The organism is Spirosoma litoris (genome assembly GCF_054776755.1).
The window spans coordinates 553,516-573,420 of the sequence record NZ_BAAHBI010000020.1 but is presented as its reverse complement, the minus strand read 5'-3'; the positions used below and the strand labels follow the sequence as shown (position 1 = coordinate 573,420).

17 protein-coding genes are annotated in these 19,905 nt (G+C 47.3%); 16 read left to right on the top strand and 1 reads right to left on the bottom strand.

Annotated features, from left to right (window positions below; all coding sequences use genetic code 11):
* The first annotated feature begins 47 nt into the window (after positions 1–47).
* From ACYVGR_RS14430 to ACYVGR_RS14420, 3 genes are all read left to right on the top strand, one after another.
* The gene (locus tag ACYVGR_RS14430; RefSeq protein ID WP_460957809.1) at positions 48–752 is read left to right on the top strand and encodes an esterase family protein; all 705 of its coding nucleotides are present in this window, start codon (positions 48–50) and stop codon (positions 750–752) included.
* A 102-nt stretch (positions 753–854) separates the two neighbouring features.
* Positions 855–1,313: a DinB family protein gene (locus tag ACYVGR_RS14425; protein WP_460957769.1), complete on the top strand. Its 459-nt coding sequence runs from the start codon at positions 855–857 to the stop codon at positions 1,311–1,313.
* Positions 1,314–1,707: 394 nt separating this feature from the next.
* The gene (locus ACYVGR_RS14420) at positions 1,708–2,793 is read left to right on the top strand and encodes an ATP-grasp domain-containing protein (RefSeq protein WP_460957767.1); all 1,086 of its coding nucleotides are present in this window, start codon (positions 1,708–1,710) and stop codon (positions 2,791–2,793) included.
* A gap of 63 nt (positions 2,794–2,856) precedes the next feature.
* Here the strand turns inward: ACYVGR_RS14420 and ACYVGR_RS14415 are convergent, their stop codons facing one another.
* Positions 2,857–3,015 (bottom strand): hypothetical protein, encoded by a 159-nt coding sequence (locus ACYVGR_RS14415; protein ID WP_460957765.1) that lies wholly within the window; start codon positions 3,013–3,015, stop codon positions 2,857–2,859.
* 285 nt (positions 3,016–3,300) lie between these two features.
* On the opposite strand from ACYVGR_RS14415, the gene ACYVGR_RS14410 reads away from it, so the two are divergent.
* From ACYVGR_RS14410 to ACYVGR_RS14350, 13 genes are all read left to right on the top strand, one after another.
* The gene (locus ACYVGR_RS14410) at positions 3,301–4,959 is read left to right on the top strand and encodes a TldD/PmbA family protein (protein ID WP_460957763.1); all 1,659 of its coding nucleotides are present in this window, start codon (positions 3,301–3,303) and stop codon (positions 4,957–4,959) included.
* Positions 4,960–5,067: 108 nt separating this feature from the next.
* Positions 5,068–6,402, top strand: a complete 1,335-nt coding sequence (locus tag ACYVGR_RS14405; RefSeq protein WP_460957761.1) for a TldD/PmbA family protein — start codon at positions 5,068–5,070, stop codon at positions 6,400–6,402.
* Between the two features lie 137 nt (positions 6,403–6,539).
* Positions 6,540–8,180, top strand: a complete 1,641-nt coding sequence (locus tag ACYVGR_RS14400; RefSeq protein ID WP_460957759.1) for a TldD/PmbA family protein — start codon at positions 6,540–6,542, stop codon at positions 8,178–8,180.
* A 102-nt stretch (positions 8,181–8,282) separates the two neighbouring features.
* Positions 8,283–9,644 carry a TldD/PmbA family protein gene (locus tag ACYVGR_RS14395; protein WP_460957807.1) on the top strand — a complete coding sequence of 454 codons (1,362 nt, stop codon included), beginning with the start codon at positions 8,283–8,285 and terminating at the stop codon, positions 9,642–9,644.
* A 429-nt stretch (positions 9,645–10,073) separates the two neighbouring features.
* On the top strand, positions 10,074–11,714 hold the full coding sequence (locus ACYVGR_RS14390; protein WP_460957757.1) for a TldD/PmbA family protein: 1,641 nt from the start codon (positions 10,074–10,076) through the stop codon (positions 11,712–11,714).
* A gap of 102 nt (positions 11,715–11,816) precedes the next feature.
* The gene (locus ACYVGR_RS14385; RefSeq protein WP_460957755.1) at positions 11,817–13,184 is read left to right on the top strand and encodes a TldD/PmbA family protein; all 1,368 of its coding nucleotides are present in this window, start codon (positions 11,817–11,819) and stop codon (positions 13,182–13,184) included.
* Between the two features lie 330 nt (positions 13,185–13,514).
* A complete protein-coding gene (locus ACYVGR_RS14380) occupies positions 13,515–15,155 on the top strand; it encodes a TldD/PmbA family protein (protein WP_182463919.1) in 1,641 nt (546 codons plus the stop codon).
* Positions 15,156–15,264: 109 nt separating this feature from the next.
* Complete coding sequence (locus ACYVGR_RS14375) at positions 15,265–16,602, top strand: TldD/PmbA family protein (protein WP_182463920.1); 1,338 nt, start codon at positions 15,265–15,267, stop codon at positions 16,600–16,602.
* A gap of 69 nt (positions 16,603–16,671) precedes the next feature.
* Positions 16,672–16,908 carry a hypothetical protein gene (locus tag ACYVGR_RS14370; protein WP_460957752.1) on the top strand — a complete coding sequence of 79 codons (237 nt, stop codon included), beginning with the start codon at positions 16,672–16,674 and terminating at the stop codon, positions 16,906–16,908.
* Entirely contained in the window at positions 16,895–17,275 is a 381-nt protein-coding gene (locus ACYVGR_RS14365; protein WP_460957750.1) for a type II toxin-antitoxin system VapC family toxin, read from the top strand. Before ACYVGR_RS14370 ends, ACYVGR_RS14365 begins: the two co-directional genes overlap by 14 nt.
* A 183-nt stretch (positions 17,276–17,458) precedes the next feature.
* The gene (locus tag ACYVGR_RS14360) at positions 17,459–17,968 is read left to right on the top strand and encodes a GNAT family N-acetyltransferase (protein ID WP_460957749.1); all 510 of its coding nucleotides are present in this window, start codon (positions 17,459–17,461) and stop codon (positions 17,966–17,968) included.
* Between the two features lie 178 nt (positions 17,969–18,146).
* A complete protein-coding gene (locus tag ACYVGR_RS14355; RefSeq protein ID WP_111349998.1) occupies positions 18,147–18,764 on the top strand; it encodes a DUF4159 domain-containing protein in 618 nt (205 codons plus the stop codon).
* A gap of 96 nt (positions 18,765–18,860) precedes the next feature.
* Entirely contained in the window at positions 18,861–19,850 is a 990-nt protein-coding gene (locus ACYVGR_RS14350) for an AAA family ATPase (RefSeq protein ID WP_460957747.1), read from the top strand.
* Positions 19,851–19,905: the final 55 nt, after the last annotated feature.

The window sequence follows — 19,905 nt, the reverse complement described above, 5'->3', positions numbered from 1 at the left end:
CTATTTTCAACCGAAATTTTCAACGTTTTCATCAACCAATTAACACCGTGCAGGAAGATTATCGCAAATGGTATTCGCATCACCTCGGCCGGGATATTGAGATGCTGGTTTACGGCAACTGGGGTTACCCTGTACTGCTGTTCCCGACCTCTATGGGCCATTATTATGAATACAAAGACTTTGGTTTAACCGAAACTGCACGTTGGTTTGTAGAGACGGGCAAAGTCAAATTGTATTGCATCGACAGCATTGATCGCGATAGCTGGTACGCCAAACACCTGCATCCCGGCACTCGTATCTGGAACCATGTTCTTTACGATCGTTTTTTACATGAGGAACTCGTTCCGGGTATTCAACGGGAGTGTAATGTGCAGAAGATTGGCGTTTCGGGCGCTTCGTTTGGTGGGTACCACGCGCTGAACTTTGCCTTCCGGCACCCAGAACAGGTTGGGCATCTGCTCACTATGGGCGCGGCCTTCAATATTCGATCATTTTTGGGTGGCTACTACGACGATAACGTTTATTTCAATAACCCACCCGATTTCCTGCCCAATGCGCATAACGATCAGTTCTACCACATGAATATCGTTTTGGGAACTTCGGAGTACGACTTCTGTAAAGACGACAATTATCAGATGTCGGGAATTCTGAGTCGTAAGGGAATCCGCCATCAGTTAGACGTTACGCCCTGGGGAAATCATGACTGGCCCGTTTGGAAGGATCAGTTCCCCCGCTATTTAAGCCAGATTTAGCTCTCCTTATAGTTTAGGCTAATTGGTTGACTACAAACCTATAAGGCCTCTAAAACCTTATAGGTTTTACTTGCACAATTGCTTACGCGGTTTCCATTTCTCATGCCTCCAACAGACACTCTAAGTAGCGCTCTCGATCGCCTGCGCGCTTACATTTACGAAGTGCCAGACCAGCTGAGCGCTTTATCCGAAAGCGAGTTAACCCAACATGCTCCAGGCAAATGGTCTCGAAAGGAGATTCTCGGTCATTTAATTGATTCGGCGATCAATAACCTGAAGCGGTTTACGGATGCCCAATTTGCGGATGGGCCCTACTTTATTCTACCCTACAACCAGAACAAATTAGTTGTTGTTAACCAATACCAACAGCTTCCTGTAACGCACTTGTTAACACTTTGGGTCAGCCTTAACACACAGATTTTGTATATTGTTGATGCAATACCTTCCGACACCTTAACAAATCCGGTTCAGATAAACAGCAACACTGTCAATAAGTCATTAGCATGGCTTATCGAGGATTATATTTTACACCTGGAACATCACCTAAAGACATTATTTTAAGCAATTTATATAGTAAAATACCTGATTTTAATTTATTTTTAATCTATTTGTATCAATAAACCGGTATAATAGTTGCTTGTTAGTCAAAAGACTTATGCATATTTTTTCCTCTATGTTAACTTTTTCACTTGTTCGAGCCAATTTTCGTACAACCCCTCAAGGGTTACACATGTACATCCAACACAGTAATGAACAAGGCTTCATATTAAGTCAATATGTATGCTCGGCATTTTACAATTGATTTATGTTCCAGATCATCACCCAGCCTCGTTAGTCATAAACGAGGCTTTTTGTTTTTCTGCCTTAACAACTGCAACTTGCCTTAGTTAAGTAATCAACTTGCTATCTTATTGTTTTACCAGCATCACTTTATTCAGCACTTAACTAATTCACTATGAGCACCAAAGCCAAAATAGGTATTTTATTCGGTCAAGAGAATACATTCCCACAGGCCTTTGTCGATCGAGTCAACGAAAAACAAAGTGCCTTTCCGGCCGAATTTGTCAGCATTGATCAGGTTGAACAAAGCGTGCCAACTGATTACGCCGTTATCATCGACCGGATTTCGCAGGATGTACCTTTTTATAAGGCATTCTTAAAAAACGCAGCGTTGACCGGTACAGCTGTTGTCAATAACCCATTCTGGTGGAGTGCCGACGAGAAATTTTTCAATAATGCCCTCGCCGTTCAACTCGGGGTTCCGGTTCCAAAAACCATTTTGCTCCCTTCTAAAGAACGACCAGACGACACCAATCACAATTCATTTCGGAATCTGAAACACATGGATTGGGATCGCATTTTTCAACATATTGGCTTCCCTGCCTTCATGAAACCTCATGCGGGCGGTGGCTGGAAAAGCGTCTATAAAGTCGATAATCCAGATGAGATGTTTAAAGCCTATGACGAAACAGGTCAGCTAGTTATGCTGTACCAGGAAGCCATAGACTTTACCGATTATTTCCGATGCTATTGCATTGGAGGCAAAGATGTACGCATTATGCCTTACGAACCTCGTAACCCGCATCACCTACGGTATGCTGCCGAAATGAAAACCACGGGCGACGCGGGTAAGAAACTCCTCGCCACCATGACCGACTACGTATTGAAACTAAACCACGGTCTCGGGTACGATTTCAATACAGTTGAGTTTGCCGTGCGCGACGGTATCCCCATCGCGATTGATTTCTGCAATCCGGCTCCTGATGCCGATATCCACTCGGTCGGGCAGGAGAATTTCGATTGGGTAGTCGAAGCTGCTGCGAATATGGCCATTGAGCGAGCTAAAAAACTACAAAAAGGCAAAGACAACCTGACCTGGGGAACATTTGTACGTGGATCGGTAATGAGCCAGGAGCCAGTAGCACCAGCTAAAGAAGCCAAGTCATCAAAAGGCCCTAAAACAACCGAAGCACCAAAAGCGGAGAAAGCCACAAAGGCAGCAAAAGTAAAAGAAGAGAAGCCAAAGAAAGCCACAAAGTAGGCCTCTCTCATTAACCATAGTATGCCGTGACTGAATAACGATCAGTCACGGCATTGTTATTTATCATCCAATCGATTTTAGATCAATGCCACTGTCACGCGTCGATGCTCGCAGGATAGCCAGCATCTCGATATAGCTAAATAACCGCCCGTCGATGTAATCTTGCTCCTTAGGGCGGTCCGACGTTTCGGCCTGCGAAGGTTTTCTTCTCTTCCAGGTCACGAATGTTGGCTTGAATTGAAATTAAAATGTCCTGAAAGAATTCTTCTAACTGTTGAGTATAAATAGCCATAGCCAAGGTCAAATTCCTTTGTTTTTACTGGAAAATAATAAATTACGTATGAGCAATTTTACCGAATAATATTGGGAATATTAGCTTACTAATGGTTCACCGTTTGTCACAAAATAAAACTTCTATATTAATCAGTTCACGTTTTTTAGCCATATTCGTGCTTTTTCCGGGAGTATATTAAGCTCTCTCATCAACAATCATCTTCTTCTGAGTACATGCAAAGACGAGATTTTATCCAGTTGTCTGGCTTAGGCATTGGTGGCCTGCTAACAGCTGGTGTCCCTGTGTTCGGCAATTCTGTATCAGCCGAGTACCTGCGTGAAGCCAGCGGCCGGGGCGTAGGCATCGATACAGCCGCCAAGAAACGCTTAGCCGACATCGCTCTTAACGCAGCCAAAAGTAAAGGGGCCACCTACACCGACGTTCGAATTGGACGCTATCTGCAGCAATTCGTTTTCACCCGCGAAACCAAAGTACAGAACATCACCAGCGCCGAATCATTTGGCGTAGGTATCCGGGTTATTGCCAATGGAACCTGGGGTTTTGCCGCCACCAGCAATGTCACGCCCGACGCCATTGCTAAATGTGCCGAAACAGCCGTTGCCATTGCTAAAGCGAATGCCAAACTCCAAACGGAGCCGGTTGTTCTAGCACCGCAGAAGGGTGTTGGCGAAGTAAGCTGGAAGACGCCGATCAAGAAAAACGCCTTCGACATTCCGGTTCAGCAGAAGATTGACCTGCTGATGAATGTGAATGGAGAAGCAATGAAAAACGGAGCGGCTTTCGTTACCTCAAACCTGTTTTTCATCAACGAGCAAAAGTATTTTGCCTCGACCGATGGCTCCTACATTGATCAGGATGTTCACCGAATCTGGCCAACGTTCACGGTATCGGTAGTTGATCGGGCCGCCGGAAAGTTTAAAACCCGCGATGCTATCAGTTCACCGATGGGCATGGGTTATGAGTATCTGGACGGACTGGATTCGGAAAAAATCAAAGCGCCTAACGGACTGGTTGGTTACCGGAACTCCTACGACATGGTTGAAGATGCCATTATGGCGTCCAAACAGGCGAAGGAAAAATTAACCGCCAAAACCGTCCAGCCGGGCAAGTACGACCTCGTTTTAGATCCCAATCACCTCGGCCTTACCATCCACGAATCGGTTGGTCACCCAACCGAACTCGACCGGGTGTTAGGTTACGAAGCCAACTACGCCGGAACCAGTTTTGCGACGCTGGATAAGTGGAAGACAAAAACCTTCAACTACGGCAGCAAATTAGTCAACATTGTAGCCGACAAAACGCAACCTTACACGCTCGGAACCGTTGGCTACGACGATGAAGGCGTTCCCTGCAAAAAGTGGGATCTGATTAAAGATGGCATTCTGGTGAACTACCAGGCTATTCGTGATCAGGCGGCTATCCTGGGCGAAAAAGAATCGAACGGTTGCTGCTATGCCGACAATTGGGATTCGGTACAGTTCCAGCGCATGCCGAACGTATCGCTACAGCCGGGTACTGAAAAACGCTCCGTATTCGACATGATCAAAGGTGTCGACAAAGGCATTTACATCATTGGTCGGGGTTCGTATTCTATTGACCAGCAACGCTATAACTTCCAGTTCGGCGGTCAATTGTTCTACGAAATCAAGAATGGCGAAATCGTTGGTATGCTCGACGATGTGGCTTACCAGTCCAACACACAGGAATTCTGGAACTCCTGCGCCCAGCTTTGCGACAAAGATGACTACCGCACATTCGGTTCGTTCTTCGATGGTAAAGGGCAACCCTCTCAAGTCAGCGCCGTGTCGCACGGTAGTGCAACCACCCGGTTCAACGGCGTCAACGTAATCAATACTGGACGGAAAATATAACTAATAGAAATTAGGAGAGAGTAATGAGGAGAGAGAATGGCTGGCGCAAGCCAATGGCTACCGGATGGATTCTCGCTCCTCACTCCTAACTTCTATCTACTCAAAAAAATGGCTACCATTTTAACCAAAGAAGAAGCAAAAAAGATAATTGACAAGGTACTCTCTTTCTCGAAATCTGACGAGATGAGTGTCAACTTGTCGGGAGGGCGTACGGGGAATATCCGGTATGCCCGCAACTCGGTTTCGACCAGTGGCGAAAGCACGAACTTGTCACTGGGCGTCACCGCCGTTTATGGTAAGCGTTCGGGTACAGCAACTATCAATGAATTTGACGACGCATCGCTGGAAAAGACTGTTCGGCGGGCCGAAGAAATTGCTAAGCTAGCCCCCGAAAACCCCGAGTACATGCCCATGTTGGGGCCTCAGACGTATTTGAAGACCGATCCGTATTCCGAAAATACGGCTAAAATGGACCCCGATTATCGGGCGCAGGCTACTTTCGAAAGCCTTGATCCTTGCCGGAAAAAGAATCTGACGGCTGCGGGTTATATGGAAGACTCAACTCGGTTCAACGCTATCGGAAATACCAAAGGGCTTTTTGCGTACAACCGGGAAACATCGGTAGAATTTTCGATTACCGTACGCACAGCCGACGGTATGGGCTCTGGCTACGCTACGCAGGACGTAACCGACGTATCGAAGCTCAGTACGAAAAACATGACCGAAATTGCCATGCAAAAGGCAATGGCATCGTCGAGCGCACGAGCATTGGAACCTGGCAAATACACCGTCATTCTGGAGCCCGCAGCCCTCGTATCGAACGTCGATGCATCGCTGATGGTGGCATTGGTTCGGTCGATGGATGCGCGGAATGCCGATGAAGGCCGTTCGTTTTTGAGCAAGAAAGGGGGCGGCACTCGGCTGGGCGAAAAACTTTTCGATGAACGCGTTACGATCTATTCTGACCCAACCAATCTCGAAGTACCGAATGGTGCGTTCAGCGGAGATGGTCGTCCGCAGGAAAAAGTAATCTGGATTGAAAAAGGCGTTGTCAAAAACATGCCTTACTCGCGCTACTGGGCGGAGAAAAAAGGCGTACACGCGACTCCTCCGGGCGGCAACTTCATCATGGAAGGTGGTACGCAATCGCTGGCCGATATGATCAAAAGCACGGAGAAAGGGATTCTGGTTACCCGACTATGGTACATCCGCCCAGTTGACCCACAAACGTTACTTTACACAGGCCTTACCCGCGACGGGACGTTCTACATCGAAAATGGCCAGATCAAGTTTCCGGTCAAGAATTTCCGTTTCAACGAAAGCCCGGTTATCATGCTCAACAATCTCGAAGCCTTGGGCAAGCCCGTTCGGATCGGCGGCAACTTAGTACCACCACTAAAAATCAGAGACTTTACCTTCACCAGCTTATCAGATGCGGTATAGGATACTGGTCAGGTATAGTCAAGATTTGTCAAAGGGTCAAGAAATTGTCTATCCATACTTGACAACTATTGGCTATATCTGACTACTTCTGACTATCTAACACTCTCTATTACCTCTGTGTTTAAAACACTTTTTCAATGAATCGTCGCGATTTTAATCAATTACTAGGTATGGGAGCCGCAGGCATTATGATGCCTTCTCTGCCTGCTTTTTCCCGTACAGTATCTGCCGAGGCTCTGCTGGAACCCGGTCTGGATGTGTCGGTAAAGAAACGCCTGGCCGATGCAGCCCTGAACGCAGCTAAATCGATGGGAGCCACTTACGCCGACGTGCGTATCGGTCGCTACCTGAATCAGTTTGTTCTGACCCGTGAAAACAAGGTGCAGGGCATTATCAATTCCGAATCATTCGGCGTTGGGATTCGTGTTATTGTCAACGGCTGTTGGGGTTTTGCGTCGGTAGGCGATGCCCGCGATGAAGCTGTCGTCGCGAAAGCCGCCAAAACAGCGGTATCTATCGCCAAAGCGAACGCCCGACTGTTAACCGAGCCGGTGCAGTTAGCCCCACAGAAAGGCTTTGGCGAGGTAAGCTGGAAAGCGCCTATCAAGCGAAACGCCTTTGAAGTTCCAGTCAAGGAAAAAGTCGATTTGTTGCTCTCCTGCAACGCTGCGGCTATGCAGAATGGTGCCAACTTCGTAAACAACGTACTGTTCCAGGTAAACGAGCAGAAGTATTTTGCCTCAACCGATGGTACCTATGCCGATCAGGATATTCACCGGATTGGACCAAGCTTCACCGTAACGGCGGTTGATCCTCAGAACGGAAAATTCTCGACTCGCAATTCGTTGAGTTCCCCAATGGGCATGGGCTATGATTACTTACAAGTAAACCCTGCCGACAAGCAAACTGGTGTTACAACCCGCTACAACAAGGGGTATGATATGCTCGAAGACATTACCGCAGCCGCCAAACAAGCCAAAGAAAAACTGTCGGCGAAGTCGGTTGAAGCCGGTAAATATGATCTCGTGCTAGATCCATCGCACTTGTGGTTGACCATTCACGAATCAGTAGGTCACCCCCTCGAACTCGACCGCGTATTAGGCTACGAAGCCAACTATGCCGGAACCAGCTTCGCTACCCTCGATAAGTGGCAGTCGAAAAACTTCAACTACGGCAGTAAAGAGGTAAATCTGGTGGCCGACAAAACACAGGAATACTCGCTGGGAGCCGTTGGCTGGGACGATGAGGGTGTAAAAACCAAAAAATGGGATCTGGTCAGAGATGGCATATTGGTCAACTACCAGGCTATTCGAGATCAGGTGCACATCATTGGCGAGAAAGAATCACAGGGTTGCTGCTACGCCGATAACTGGAGTTCGGTGCAATTCCAGCGCATGGCCAACGTATCGCTGGAAGCGGGTAAGAAAAAGCTTTCGGTCGATGAGATGATTAAGGATGTTAAAAAAGGCATTTACATCATCGGCGACGGTTCGTTCTCCATTGACCAGCAACGCTATAACTTCCAGTTCGGCGGTCAATTATTCTACGAAATCAAAGATGGTCAGATCGTTGGTATGCTGAAAGATGTGGCCTATCAGGCGAACACACGTGAATTCTGGAATTCCTGCGTAGCCGTCTGCGATCAAAGCGACTACCGGCTCGGTGGTGCCTTTAACGATGGAAAAGGTCAGCCACCACAATCGAGCGCGGTATCGCACGGCAGTGCAACAGCGCGTTTCAACGGTGTTAACGTGATCAATACAGCTAGAAAAATCTAACTATTCAGTAGTTAGGAGCGAGTAGTGAGAATTCTTCCGGTAGCCATTGGCTTGCGCCAGCCATTCCCACTACTCGCTCCTAACTTCTATCTACTCAAAGACATGGCCATCTTAACGAAAGAAGAAGCAAAAAAGATAGTAGATAAAGTACTCTCCTATTCGAAAGCCGACGAAATGAGTGTCAGCCTGAACGGGAATCGTACGGGTAATATTCGTTACGCACGTAACTCGGTTTCGACCAGTGGCGAATCGGACAATTTATCGCTGGCAGTAACCGCCGTATATGGCAAGCGTTCAGGTACGGCGACCATCAACGAGTTTGATGATGCCTCGCTGGAAAAGACCGTTCGGCGGGCCGAAGAAATTGCCAAACTTGCACCCGAAAACCCAGAGTACATGCCTATGCTGGGGCCTCAGACGTATCTGGAAACGGGAACGTACTCGGAAAACACGGCTAAAATTGATCCGGAGTTCCGGGCCAAAGCTGCCTTCGATAGCATTGATCCTTGTAAAAAGAAAAATCTGACGGCTGCGGGTTATATGGAAGACACCACTGGCTTCGCCTGCATCGGCAACAGCAAGGGGTTATTCGGGTATAATCGGTCTACCGGAGTTGATTTTTCCATTACCGTCCGTACCGCCGACGGCCTGGGTTCAGGTTATGCTAACCCAGATGTAAACGACGTTAGCAAGCTCAATACCAAAGCAACCACCGAAATTGCCATGCAAAAAGCATTGGCATCGGCAAGTGCGCGAGCGCTGGAGCCGGGTAAATACACGGTTATTCTGGAACCAACCGCTTCGGTGGAATTACTCCAGAATATGATGCGGAGCATGGATGCCCGGAATGCCGACGAAGGCCGGAGCTTCCTGAGCAAGAAAGGGGGCGGCACTCGTCTGGGTGAAAAACTCTTCGATGAGCGTGTTACCTTCATCTCCGATCCCATGAATCCCGAATTGCCGCTCTCGCCATTTGGCGGAGGAGGTGGTGGCGGTGGCCAGGGTCGCTTCGGTGGCGGTGGTGGCGATGGCGTACCGCAGGAAAAACGGACATGGATCGAGAATGGTGTTGTGAAAAATATGTACTATTCTCGTTACTGGGCTGACAAAAAAGGTGTTAAGCCAATTCCTGCTCCGGGCGGTTTCATCATGCTGGGTGGTACCCAATCACTGGCCGACCTGATCAAGAGCACGGACAAAGGTATTCTGGTAACCCGATTCTGGTACATCCGCGCTGTTGACCCACAAACGCAATTGTATACGGGCCTTACCCGCGACGGGACGTTCTACATCGAAAACGGACAGATCAAGTTTCCGATCAAAAATTTCCGGTTCAACGAGAGTCCGGTTATCATGCTCAACAACGTAGAAGCGTTGGGAAAACCCGTTCGGGCAGGTGGTAATTTGATCCCACCAATGAAGATTCGGGACTTTACGTTCACGAGCTTATCGGACGCCGTATAGACTTCGTTGATTCATTTTGTAAAAAAGTAAAGGCCATTATCGGGAGATAACGGCCTTTACTTTGGTTTTTTGTTTGGACTAAACTCTGGTCGTATCCTCAGTCTGTGAGAACACAGACTGAAGATACAGGCTCTAAGTAATTACCTATACACAAACACGTTACGTTAGATAACCTTTAATTCGAGCGGACATAAATTGCCGTTCAATTGAGTTTTACAATTAATTTCCCCTATTTTATCAATTAACAAATAATTAGTTGACTATATACATTAAATCAAAATTAATTATATGAAATTCATTTTTTATAGGTATTTAATTTCATAATTTAAATCGATTTTAAAATAAATCGATCTACATCTCTCCACTTCCATTGCTACTAAAGTCGACTACTCGTTTTTGCTCAATTTAACCATATAGGAGGATTACAACTTGAATCGTCGAGACTTTACTCAAACATTGGGGCTGGGTGCTGCCGGGCTTTTTTTGCCCAAAATGCCCGCCCTCGCCCGAACCGTCACCGCCGAAGAACTACTGGAACCCGGCTTGGATATCGCCATTAAAAAACGACTCGCCGATGCTGGTTTACACGCTGCCACCGCGAAAGGAGCCACTTACGCCGATGTCCGTATTGGTCGCTATCTGAATCAGTACGTTATGACCCGTGAAGACAAAGTGCAGAACATCATTAACACAGAGTCGTTCGGCGTGGGCGTTCGGGTAATTGCCAATGGGTGCTGGGGTTTTGCTGCTATTGGCGATACGCAAAGTGAGGAAGATGTAGCCCGAACCGCCGAAAAAGCGGTCGCTTTTGCTAAAGCTCATTCCAGGCTTATGAAAAAGCCTGTGCAATTGGCCCCTCAGAAAGGCTTTGGCGAAGTCTCCTGGAAGACGAAAGTGGAGAAGAATTCGTTTGAAATTCCGGTTAAAGAAAAGGTGGAGTTGTTGTTGACAGCCAATGGTATTGCCATGCAAAATGGGGCTAGCTTTATCAATAACACCTTGTTCATGATTAATGAACAGAAGTATTTTGCTTCGACCGATGGCTCCTACATCGATCAGGATGTTCATCGAATCTGGCCCAATTTCACCGTCACAGCGGTCGACAAGGCAAGCGGTCTCATGGCAACCCGCGATTCGCTGAGCGCGCCAATGGGTCGAAGCTACGATTACCTCCAAACAGCCCCTCCCGATCGGTTAACAGGCGTGACCACTCGCTACAATCAGGGTTACGATATGCTTGAAGATGCCGAAGCGGCCGCCAAACAGGCTCGTCTGAAGCTAAAAGCCAAGACTGTAGAACCTGGCAAATGGGATTTAGTACTTGACCCATCGCATACCTATCTAACTATCCATGAGTCGGTTGGGCACGCGACCGAGCTGGATCGGGTATTGGGCTATGAAGCGAATTTAGCTGGTACATCTTTCGCCACTATCGATAAATGGAAGTCCAAAAACTTCAACTATGGTAGTCCGGTCGTCAACTTCTTTGCCGACAAAACGCAGCCAGGTTCGCTGGGCGATGTAGGTTGGGATGACGAAGGTGTGAAAACCAAGAAATGGGATATTATTAAGGACGGCATTCTGGTCAACTATCAAGCCATCCGCGACCAGGTTCATATGCTGGGTGAAACCGAGTCGCAGGGGTGTTGCTATGCCGATAGCTGGAGCACTGTGCAGTTTCAGCGCATGGCGAATATTTCGTTGGCACCGGGTAAAGAGCGTCTGACGGTCGATGAGATGATCAAGGATGTCAAAAAAGGCATTTACATCATCGGCGACGGCTCGTACTCCATTGATCAGCAACGCTATAACTTCCAGTTTGGCGGTCAGCTATTCTACGAGATTAAAGATGGTCAGATTGTCGGGATGCTTCGAGATGTGGCTTACCAGTCCAATACACAGGAATTCTGGAACTCCTGTGTAAAAGTATGCGACGAACGCGATTACCGTATGGGCGGTACGTTCTTCGACGGCAAAGGCCAGCCCGCGCAAATCAACTCCGTGTCGCACGGCAGCTCAACGGCACGCTTCAACGGCGTAAACGTACTTAATACAGGACGAAAAATATAACTAACAGTAGTTAGGAGCGAGGAGTGAGAATACTTCTAAAGCCATTGGCTTGCGCCAGCCATTCTCACTACTCGCTCCTAACTACTATCGACTCTCAAAAACATGGCCATCATATCTAAAGAAGAAGCAAAGAAAATTCTGGATAAAGCGTTGTCTTTTTCGAAAGCCGACGAAATGAGTGTGAGCCTGGGCGGAGGCCGAACGAGTAATATTCGCTATGCCCTGAATAGCGTCTCCTCCGGTGGTGAATTCGACAACATGTCGCTGTTAATCACGGCTGGAATCGGCAAACGAATGGGTTCGGCAACGATCAATGAGTTCAACGACAAGGCTATTGAACGAACTGTTCGGCGGGCCGAGGAAATTGCCCGTCTGGCGCCCGAAAACCCCGAATATATGCCCATGATTGGGCCGCAGACCTATCTTGAAACACCCATGTATTCCGAAAATACGGCCAAGATGGATGCTGAATATCGGGCTCAGGTCGCTTTCGACAGTGTTGATGCCTGCGAACAAAAGAATCTGAGTGCCGCCGGCTTTATGCAAGACTCAGCGGGCTTTTCGGCTATTGCGAATAGCAAGGGGTTGTTTGGATACAATAAAGCCACGTCGGTCGACTTTTCGGTTACCGTCCGAACAGCCGATGCCACTGGCTCGGGCTATGTCACCCGCGATTTCAACGACATCTCAAAACTAAAGACCCGCTCGGTAACAGGTATTGCCATGCAGAAAGCATTGGCCTCGACAAACGCACGAGCCTTAGAACCAGGTAAGTACACTGTTATTCTGGAGCCTACGGCTATGGGCACTTTATTGCAGAGTATGATGGGTGGTATGGATACACGGCTGGCCGACGAAGGCCGGAGTTTCCTTAGCAAAAAAGGGGGCGGTACTCGTCTGGGCGAAAAAATGCTGGATGAACGTGTCACCATTTATTCTGATCCAATGAATCTGGAAGCCCCCAGTGAACCCTTTGCTGGCGAAGGCCGGAATCGTACAGGTTCCTTTCTCGGTGGAGGGGGTGCCGTTAGTGACGGACGTCCACAAGAGAAAATAACGTGGTTTGAAAATGGGGTAGTCAAAAATATGAGCTATTCCCGTTTCTGGGCCGATAAGAAGGGCGTTAAAGCGGTACCTCCGCCTACAGGTTTCATTATGGCAGGTGGTAATCAATCGCTGGCCGATTTGATCAAAAGCACGGATAAGGGTATTCTGGTAACCCGTTTGTGGTACGTTCGGATGGTCGACCCCAAAACGTTGTTACAAACAGGCCTCACTCGCGACGGGACGTTTTACATCGAAAATGGGCAAATCAAGTTCCCCATCAAAAACTTCCGCTTCAACGAAAGTGCGGTCATTGTCCTGAACAACGTGGAAGCCTTAGGTGCCCCAATACGAGTGGGGGGCAACCTGATTCCGCCCGTAAAAGCCCGCGACTTTACGTTTACAAGTTTATCGGACGCTGTTTAAATTTAACTACAGAGGTACGGAGAACAACTAGTAGAAAGATATCTGTGTTCTCTGTGCCTCTGTAGTTAATCTTTTCAAGGACAAGGGAGACATACTACTGGTGTGGCTCCTTTATTTTTTGCCTTGGATTACCGTTTAAATTAATCTTTTACCATCCAAAAATTAAGTCGGGCAACTTTTAATGATTTGGCTTTTATTCGCAATTCATCAATAACTATTGGTGATTGGCGTGAATTATGATGTTAAATTCTAGATTTCAGGCGTTAACCTGTATCTTGGCCGTGCTTTTAATTACGCTTCACTTAATTCAATAAATAGGAGAACCAAACATTGAATCGTCGAGATTTCAACCAACTTATTGGCATGGGAACCGCTGGTATCCTGTTGCCTAAACCGCCCGCTTTTTCTCGTACCGTCAGTCCCGAAGTACTGTTGGAACCGGGCCTGGATGTAGCCGTAAAAAAACGCTTGGCCGATGCGGCCATGAATGCGGCCAAAAGTAAAGGTGCCAGCTACGCCGATGTTCGGATTGGGCGCTATCTGAACCAGTACGTTATCACGCGTGAAGACAAGGTGCAGAACATCGTAAACACTGAGTCATACGGAGTTGGCGTTCGCGTCATTGCCGATGGCTGTTGGGGGTTTGCTGCCGTAGTTGACGCCAAAAGTGAAGCCGACACCGCTCAGGCGGCCGAAAAAGCAGTGGCTATTGCGAAAGCAAATGCCAAACTGATGAAGCAACCCGTTCAACTCGCTGCTCAAAAAGGCTATGGCGAAGTAAGCTGGAAAGCACCCATCAAACGCAATGCGTTCGAAGTGCCCATCAAAGAAAAGGTTGATTTACTGCTTTCGGTCAATGATGCCGCGCTAAAAAACGGGGCTAACTACGTCAATTCCGTTCTGTTCATGGTTAACGAGCAGAAATACTTTGCCTCGACCGATGGCACTTATGCCGATCAGGATATTCACCGGATCTGGCCAATTTTTAACGTGACAGCCATTGATCCGAAAAGCGGAAAATTTGAAACCCGAAATGCCCTGAGTGCGCCCATGGGCATGGGCTATGATTATCTGCAAGTAAATCCCGCCGACAAAGTAACGGGTATCACTACTCGCTACAACAAGGGCTATGACATGCTCGAAGATGTGACCGCAGCCGCCAAACAAGCGCGGGCCAAACATACGGCGAAGTCGGTAGAAGCCGGCAAATATGACCTTGTACTCGATCCCTCACATCTCTGGCTCACCATCCACGAATCAGTTGGTCACCCCCTTGAACTCGACCGCGTATTAGGCTACGAAGCCAATTTTGCCGGAACCAGCTTCGCTACGCTGGATAAATGGCAATCGAAGAATTTCAACTACGGCAGTAAACAAGTGAACCTGATTGCCGACAAAACTCAAGTTGGTTCATTGGGTGCGGTTGGTTATGACGATGAAGGCGTTGCCACTAAAAAATGGGATTTGGTTAAAGATGGCACGCTGGTGAACTACCAGGCTATTCGGGATCAGGTGCACATCATTGGTGAGAAAGAATCACAAGGCTGCTGCTATGCCGATAGCTGGAGTTCGGTGCAGTTTCAACGCATGGCCAACGTATCGCTGGCCGCTGGCAAAACGCCCTTATCGGTTCAGGATATGATTAAGGATGTCAAAAAAGGCATTTACATCATTGGTGATGGTTCGTTCTCGATCGACCAGCAGCGTTACAACTTCCAGTTCGGCGGTCAGTTGTTCTATGAAATCAAAGACGGTCAGATTGCGGGCATGCTCAAAGACGTAGCCTACCAATCGAACACCCAGGAGTTCTGGAACTCATGCGTTGCCGTCTGCGACGAGAACGATTACCGGCTCGGCGGGTCCTTCTTCGACGGAAAAGGTCAGCCTCCGCAATCGAGCGCCGTTTCGCACGGTAGCAGCACCGCCCGCTTCAATGGTGTCAATGTGATCAATACAGCCCGGAAAATCTAATTCATTTACGATGTGCGAATTACGATTTACGAATCATAAATGAGCCTCAGCAATTCATTTTATCATTCGTCACAAATCGTAATTCGTAAACCGTAATTCGTAAATCAATATGGCCATCATCCTTACTGAAGCAGAAGCGAAAGCACTGCTCACCAAAGTTCTCAGCTACTCGAAAGCCGACGAGTGCGAAGTGAACCTCCTGGGCGAAGAACGGGGAAACCTCCGCTACGCCCGTAACGAAGTCTCAACCAGCGGCTCGCTTATCAATAAAAATTTAGTCGTACAATCGGCCTACGGCAAACGCGTTGGCACCGCAACCATCGATGAATTCGATGATGCATCGCTCGAAAAAGTGGTACGCCGGTCCGAAGAGTTAGCCAAACTCGCGCCCGAAAACCCTGAATATGTAGGCATCTTAGGACCCCAGCAATATGTAAAATCGAGTGGTTTCTTTGATTCAACCGCCAAAATTACACCCGATACCCGTGCCACTGCAGTTGATAAAAGTCTGCAACTCTCGCGGGAAAAGAACTTAACGGCTGCTGGCTTTTTGCAGGACAATTATGGCTACAATGCCATGATGAATTCCAAAGGCCTGTTTGCTTACTACCCAAGTACCAGCGTCAATTTCTCGTTAACCGTCCGTACACCTGATGGAAAAGGGTCGGGTTATGTAGCAAGGGGCTATAGCGATTTTTCCAAACTGGATACCGCAGCCGCAACCCGTATTGCTATCCAGAAGGCGCAGGGTTCTGCCGAAGCGCGGGCCATTGAGCCTGGTAAATACACGGTAATTCTGGAACCAACAGCCGCTGTTGTCTTGCTCGAAAACATCTATTTCAACATGGATGCCCGCTCCGCCGACGAAGGACGGTCGTATTTCAGCAAGGCAGGAGGCAAATCTCGAATCGGGGACAAGATTGTGGATGAACGGGTTACAATCTACTCCGATCCAACGAATCCTGAGTTGCCCGCATCGCCCTGGTCAGGGGATGGCCGTCCACAGGAAAAGATGATGTGGATTGAAAAAGGCGTTGTCAAAAATCTGTCTTACGAACGGTATTGGGCGCAGAAACAGGGCAAAAAAGCCATTCCTTACCCGAACAACATGATCATGATGGGGGGCAATTCATCCTTAGAAGACATGATCAAGAGTACCCAACGCGGCATTCTCGTCACGAAACTCTGGTACATTCGGGAAGTTGACCCACAAACGATTCTGCTCACAGGCCTCACTCGCGACGGGACATTCTACATCGAAAACGGAAAGATCAAGCACCCAATCAAGAATTTCCGGTTCAACGAAAGCCCGATCATCATGCTCAACAACCTCGAATCATTGGGCAAACCGGAGCGGGTAGTCAGTACCGAAACCGATCGCAACTACCTGGTACCACCCATGAAAATCCGGGAGTTTACGTTTACAAGTTTGTCGGACGCAGTGTAAATCAGGGGCCAACTTACATTGGCCCCCTGATTTATGTTATCTTTACAAGAGTCCTAATAACAAGTAGCTATGGTTTCGCATACATACCATATTCATCTGGAAAGTGCCACCATTCGATTACCAGATATAGATGATTTGCTGGGAAAAGATGTTGAAGTGATCATTCGGGAGTTGGAACCAAGTAAGCCTTCATCAAATTTCGAAGCGATCAATCAGCTATTGACTGATCAGGCATCTACTGATTTTTTCAAACAGATCGAAGATCCATCTGAGTGGCAAAAGCAAGTACGTGATGAGTGGGAGTAAATTACTACTTGATAGCAATATTGCTATTTACCTGTCGAAACGGGTTCTAACTATAAGTCAATTTGCTCAACCAGGCGATATGTTGTATGTTTCTTTGGTAACATACATGGAAGTGGTTGGCTACAAATTTACTAACGTAAACGAAGAGTCATTTACCAACACGTTGTTCAGTAACCTACAACATCTCCCTGTTACGCAGGCCGTAGCTGACCGAGTCATAACGTATCGAAAGCTTCGTAAAATTAAGCTACCCGATGCCATAATTCTAGCCACAGCACGCGAATACAATTGTCAGTTAGTAACCCGAAATGTAGACGATTTTATCGGCTTAGATAATGAAGTGATGATCACAAATCCATTCAATTAGCATTCATAAAAAATCGGCCGATGAAAATTTAGGAGTTTACCTTACGAGTTTGTCGGACGCGGTGTAAATTAGAACGCTGATGACGCAGATTGAAAAGGGTTTACGTTGATAAAGATTTTTTATTAGCGTAAATCCTTTTCAATCTGCGTCATCAGCGTTCTATTCATTTTCATTACTCTCCTAATGATCACCATTATCCAAGCCACCGAACAAGACTTACCCCTCATTCGCGACATTGCCTATCAGACCTGGCCCAATACGTTTGGGGAAATTTTGTCGCCCGATCAGATCAGCTACATGCTCGAAATGATGTACAGCCAGGATGCACTAACTACCCAGATCAACGAAAAAAAGCACGTTTTCCTGATCGCGAAAAACACCCATAGCAATGAGTATCTTGGCTACGTTTCCTACGAGCTAGATTATACTGGCAAGCCCCTCACTAAAATCCACAAAATTTATTTACTCCCAGCCAGCCAGGGCAAGGGCGTTGGCCGATTATTGATTGATCAGGTTGGCGACATTGCTACGGCTCACCATAACACCCATCTGGGCTTAAACGTCAATCGGTATAATAAGGCCATTCAGTTCTACGAACGAATGGGATTTTCAGTAGTTGGTACCGAAGATATCGATATTGGCGATGGCTTCCTTATGGAAGATTTTGTGATGGAAAAACCGCTAAATCCTTAGTTATTTAACGGCAAAACATGTATTTTTAAGCATAAAATGTAGGTTTTGAGCTGTTTATATACGTTTTATAAACAGCCCCTAAAATGAATATAATATTAACTGCTAATAGTAATATCGACAGATTGATTAACAACTGACGGTATTTATACTGACCTAATTTCTTCATCAACAAACGCGCTTGAAACCTTTTTTTTTCACTCGAATCCAATACACTTCTGGTGACTGGGAAACAGACCAACGGATGCCATCGAACCTGATGCACTCGCTGGTAGAGTACACAACGTTGCCGGTTGATCAGAAAGAAAAAGTGGTGCAGTTGAGCAGTCCTGACCTGTTCAAAAGCCCGTTTTGCTACCTCAGCGGACACAAGTTGGTTGAGTTTTCGGCACAAGAACGTGACCACTTTAAGCGCTATGTACAGAACGGTGGCTTCGTCTTTGTCGACGACTGCAACCACGATGTTGACGGCCTGTTTGCCAAGTCATTTGAGCAGGAAATGGCCCGTACATTTGGGCCAAAGGCCTTGCAGAAAATACCTAATTCACACCCCATCTATACCTGCTTTTTTAAATTTCCCGAAGGCCCGCCTACAACCTCATTCGAGTTGAATGGCTGGGGCGATGATTTGGTGCATGACTACCTGAAAGCCATCATGATCAATGGTCGAATTGGAGTTCTGTATAGCAACAAAGATTACGGTTGCGAGTGGGATTACGACTTCCGAAACAAGCGTTTTCTGGCCGAAGACAACACTAAATTCGGAGTCAATATTGTGACATACGCATTAACAGCATGAGTTTATATAGGATGTACGATATATGATGTATTGACAGTCATACTTCATACATCTTATATCATACATCACTTCATACAACCTGATACACATAGCAAGTTGGAATCAACAGACTTAACTCACTACAAAGCGCTGGTGGCAAAGCTGCCTCAGCTACGAAAAGAAATTGGAAAGGTCATTATTGGACAGGAGGATGCCATTGGCGAGGTCCTGATCTCGCTTCTGGCGGGTGGACATTGCTTGCTCGAGGGTGTTCCTGGGCTTGCGAAGACCTTGATGGTAAAAACCATGTCGGATGCACTGGCTATGCGTTTCAAGCGCATTCAGTTTACACCCGATCTGATGCCCGGCGACATTGTCGGGACGGAGATTCTGGAAGACGATCTGGAAACAGGCCATAAAGTATTTGTCTTTAATCAGGGGCCAATTTTTGCGAATGTTGTGCTGGCCGATGAGATTAACCGGACTCCGCCTAAAACACAAGCGGCAATGCTCGAAGCCATGCAGGAGTATAAGGTTACCTACGGTGGTAAAAACTATCCATTGCCGAAACCTTTCCTGATTATTGCGACGCAAAACCCGATCGAACAGGCCGGTACGTATCCCCTACCCGAAGCCCAGTTAGACCGTTTTCTGCTGTACATCAAACTTAGCTATCCAGGTGAGCTGGAGGAGTTAAACGTCCTGAAAAGCACAACAGGAACTGCCCGTCCTGAGTTGAAAACGGTGCTCTCGGATGAGGATATTATCCAGTTGCAAAAACTAACTCGCGAAGTGCATATTAGCGATGAACTGGTTAGCTACATCAATAAACTCGTACGAGCTACCCGTCCCGATGGTTCACCTTCATCGTACGTAAAACAGTGGTGTCAGTGGGGAGCTGGCCCTCGTGCCGGCCAGGCCCTAGTTTTGTGCGCGAAAGCCCGTGCTGTTCTCAACGAACGTTTTTCGGTTATTCCCGAAGATATCCAGTCGTTGGCTTATCCCATTCTACGTCACCGCATTGCCCTTAATTTCCGTGCTGAAGCCGAAGGCATTACGACTGATCGGGTCATTAAGCAACTGTTAACGGAGCTTCGATTAGTGTAAAGATTTACGGTTTACAGTATTTGGTTTACGGTAGCTGACGCGAGAAAGTGCTGGC

Coding starts and splice junctions, on each gene's coding strand:
- ACYVGR_RS14425 (WP_460957769.1), top strand. CDS start 855: ATGCCTCCAACAGACACTCTAAGTAGCGCTCTCGATCGCCTGCGCGCT.
- ACYVGR_RS14420 (WP_460957767.1), top strand. CDS start 1,708: ATGAGCACCAAAGCCAAAATAGGTATTTTATTCGGTCAAGAGAATACA.
- ACYVGR_RS14410 (WP_460957763.1), top strand. CDS start 3,301: ATGCAAAGACGAGATTTTATCCAGTTGTCTGGCTTAGGCATTGGTGGC.
- ACYVGR_RS14405 (WP_460957761.1), top strand. CDS start 5,068: ATGGCTACCATTTTAACCAAAGAAGAAGCAAAAAAGATAATTGACAAG.
- ACYVGR_RS14400 (WP_460957759.1), top strand. CDS start 6,540: ATGAATCGTCGCGATTTTAATCAATTACTAGGTATGGGAGCCGCAGGC.
- ACYVGR_RS14395 (WP_460957807.1), top strand. CDS start 8,283: ATGGCCATCTTAACGAAAGAAGAAGCAAAAAAGATAGTAGATAAAGTA.
- ACYVGR_RS14385 (WP_460957755.1), top strand. CDS start 11,817: ATGGCCATCATATCTAAAGAAGAAGCAAAGAAAATTCTGGATAAAGCG.
- ACYVGR_RS14375 (WP_182463920.1), top strand. CDS start 15,265: ATGGCCATCATCCTTACTGAAGCAGAAGCGAAAGCACTGCTCACCAAA.
- ACYVGR_RS14370 (WP_460957752.1), top strand. CDS start 16,672: ATGGTTTCGCATACATACCATATTCATCTGGAAAGTGCCACCATTCGA.
- ACYVGR_RS14365 (WP_460957750.1), top strand. CDS start 16,895: ATGAGTGGGAGTAAATTACTACTTGATAGCAATATTGCTATTTACCTG.
- ACYVGR_RS14360 (WP_460957749.1), top strand. CDS start 17,459: ATGATCACCATTATCCAAGCCACCGAACAAGACTTACCCCTCATTCGC.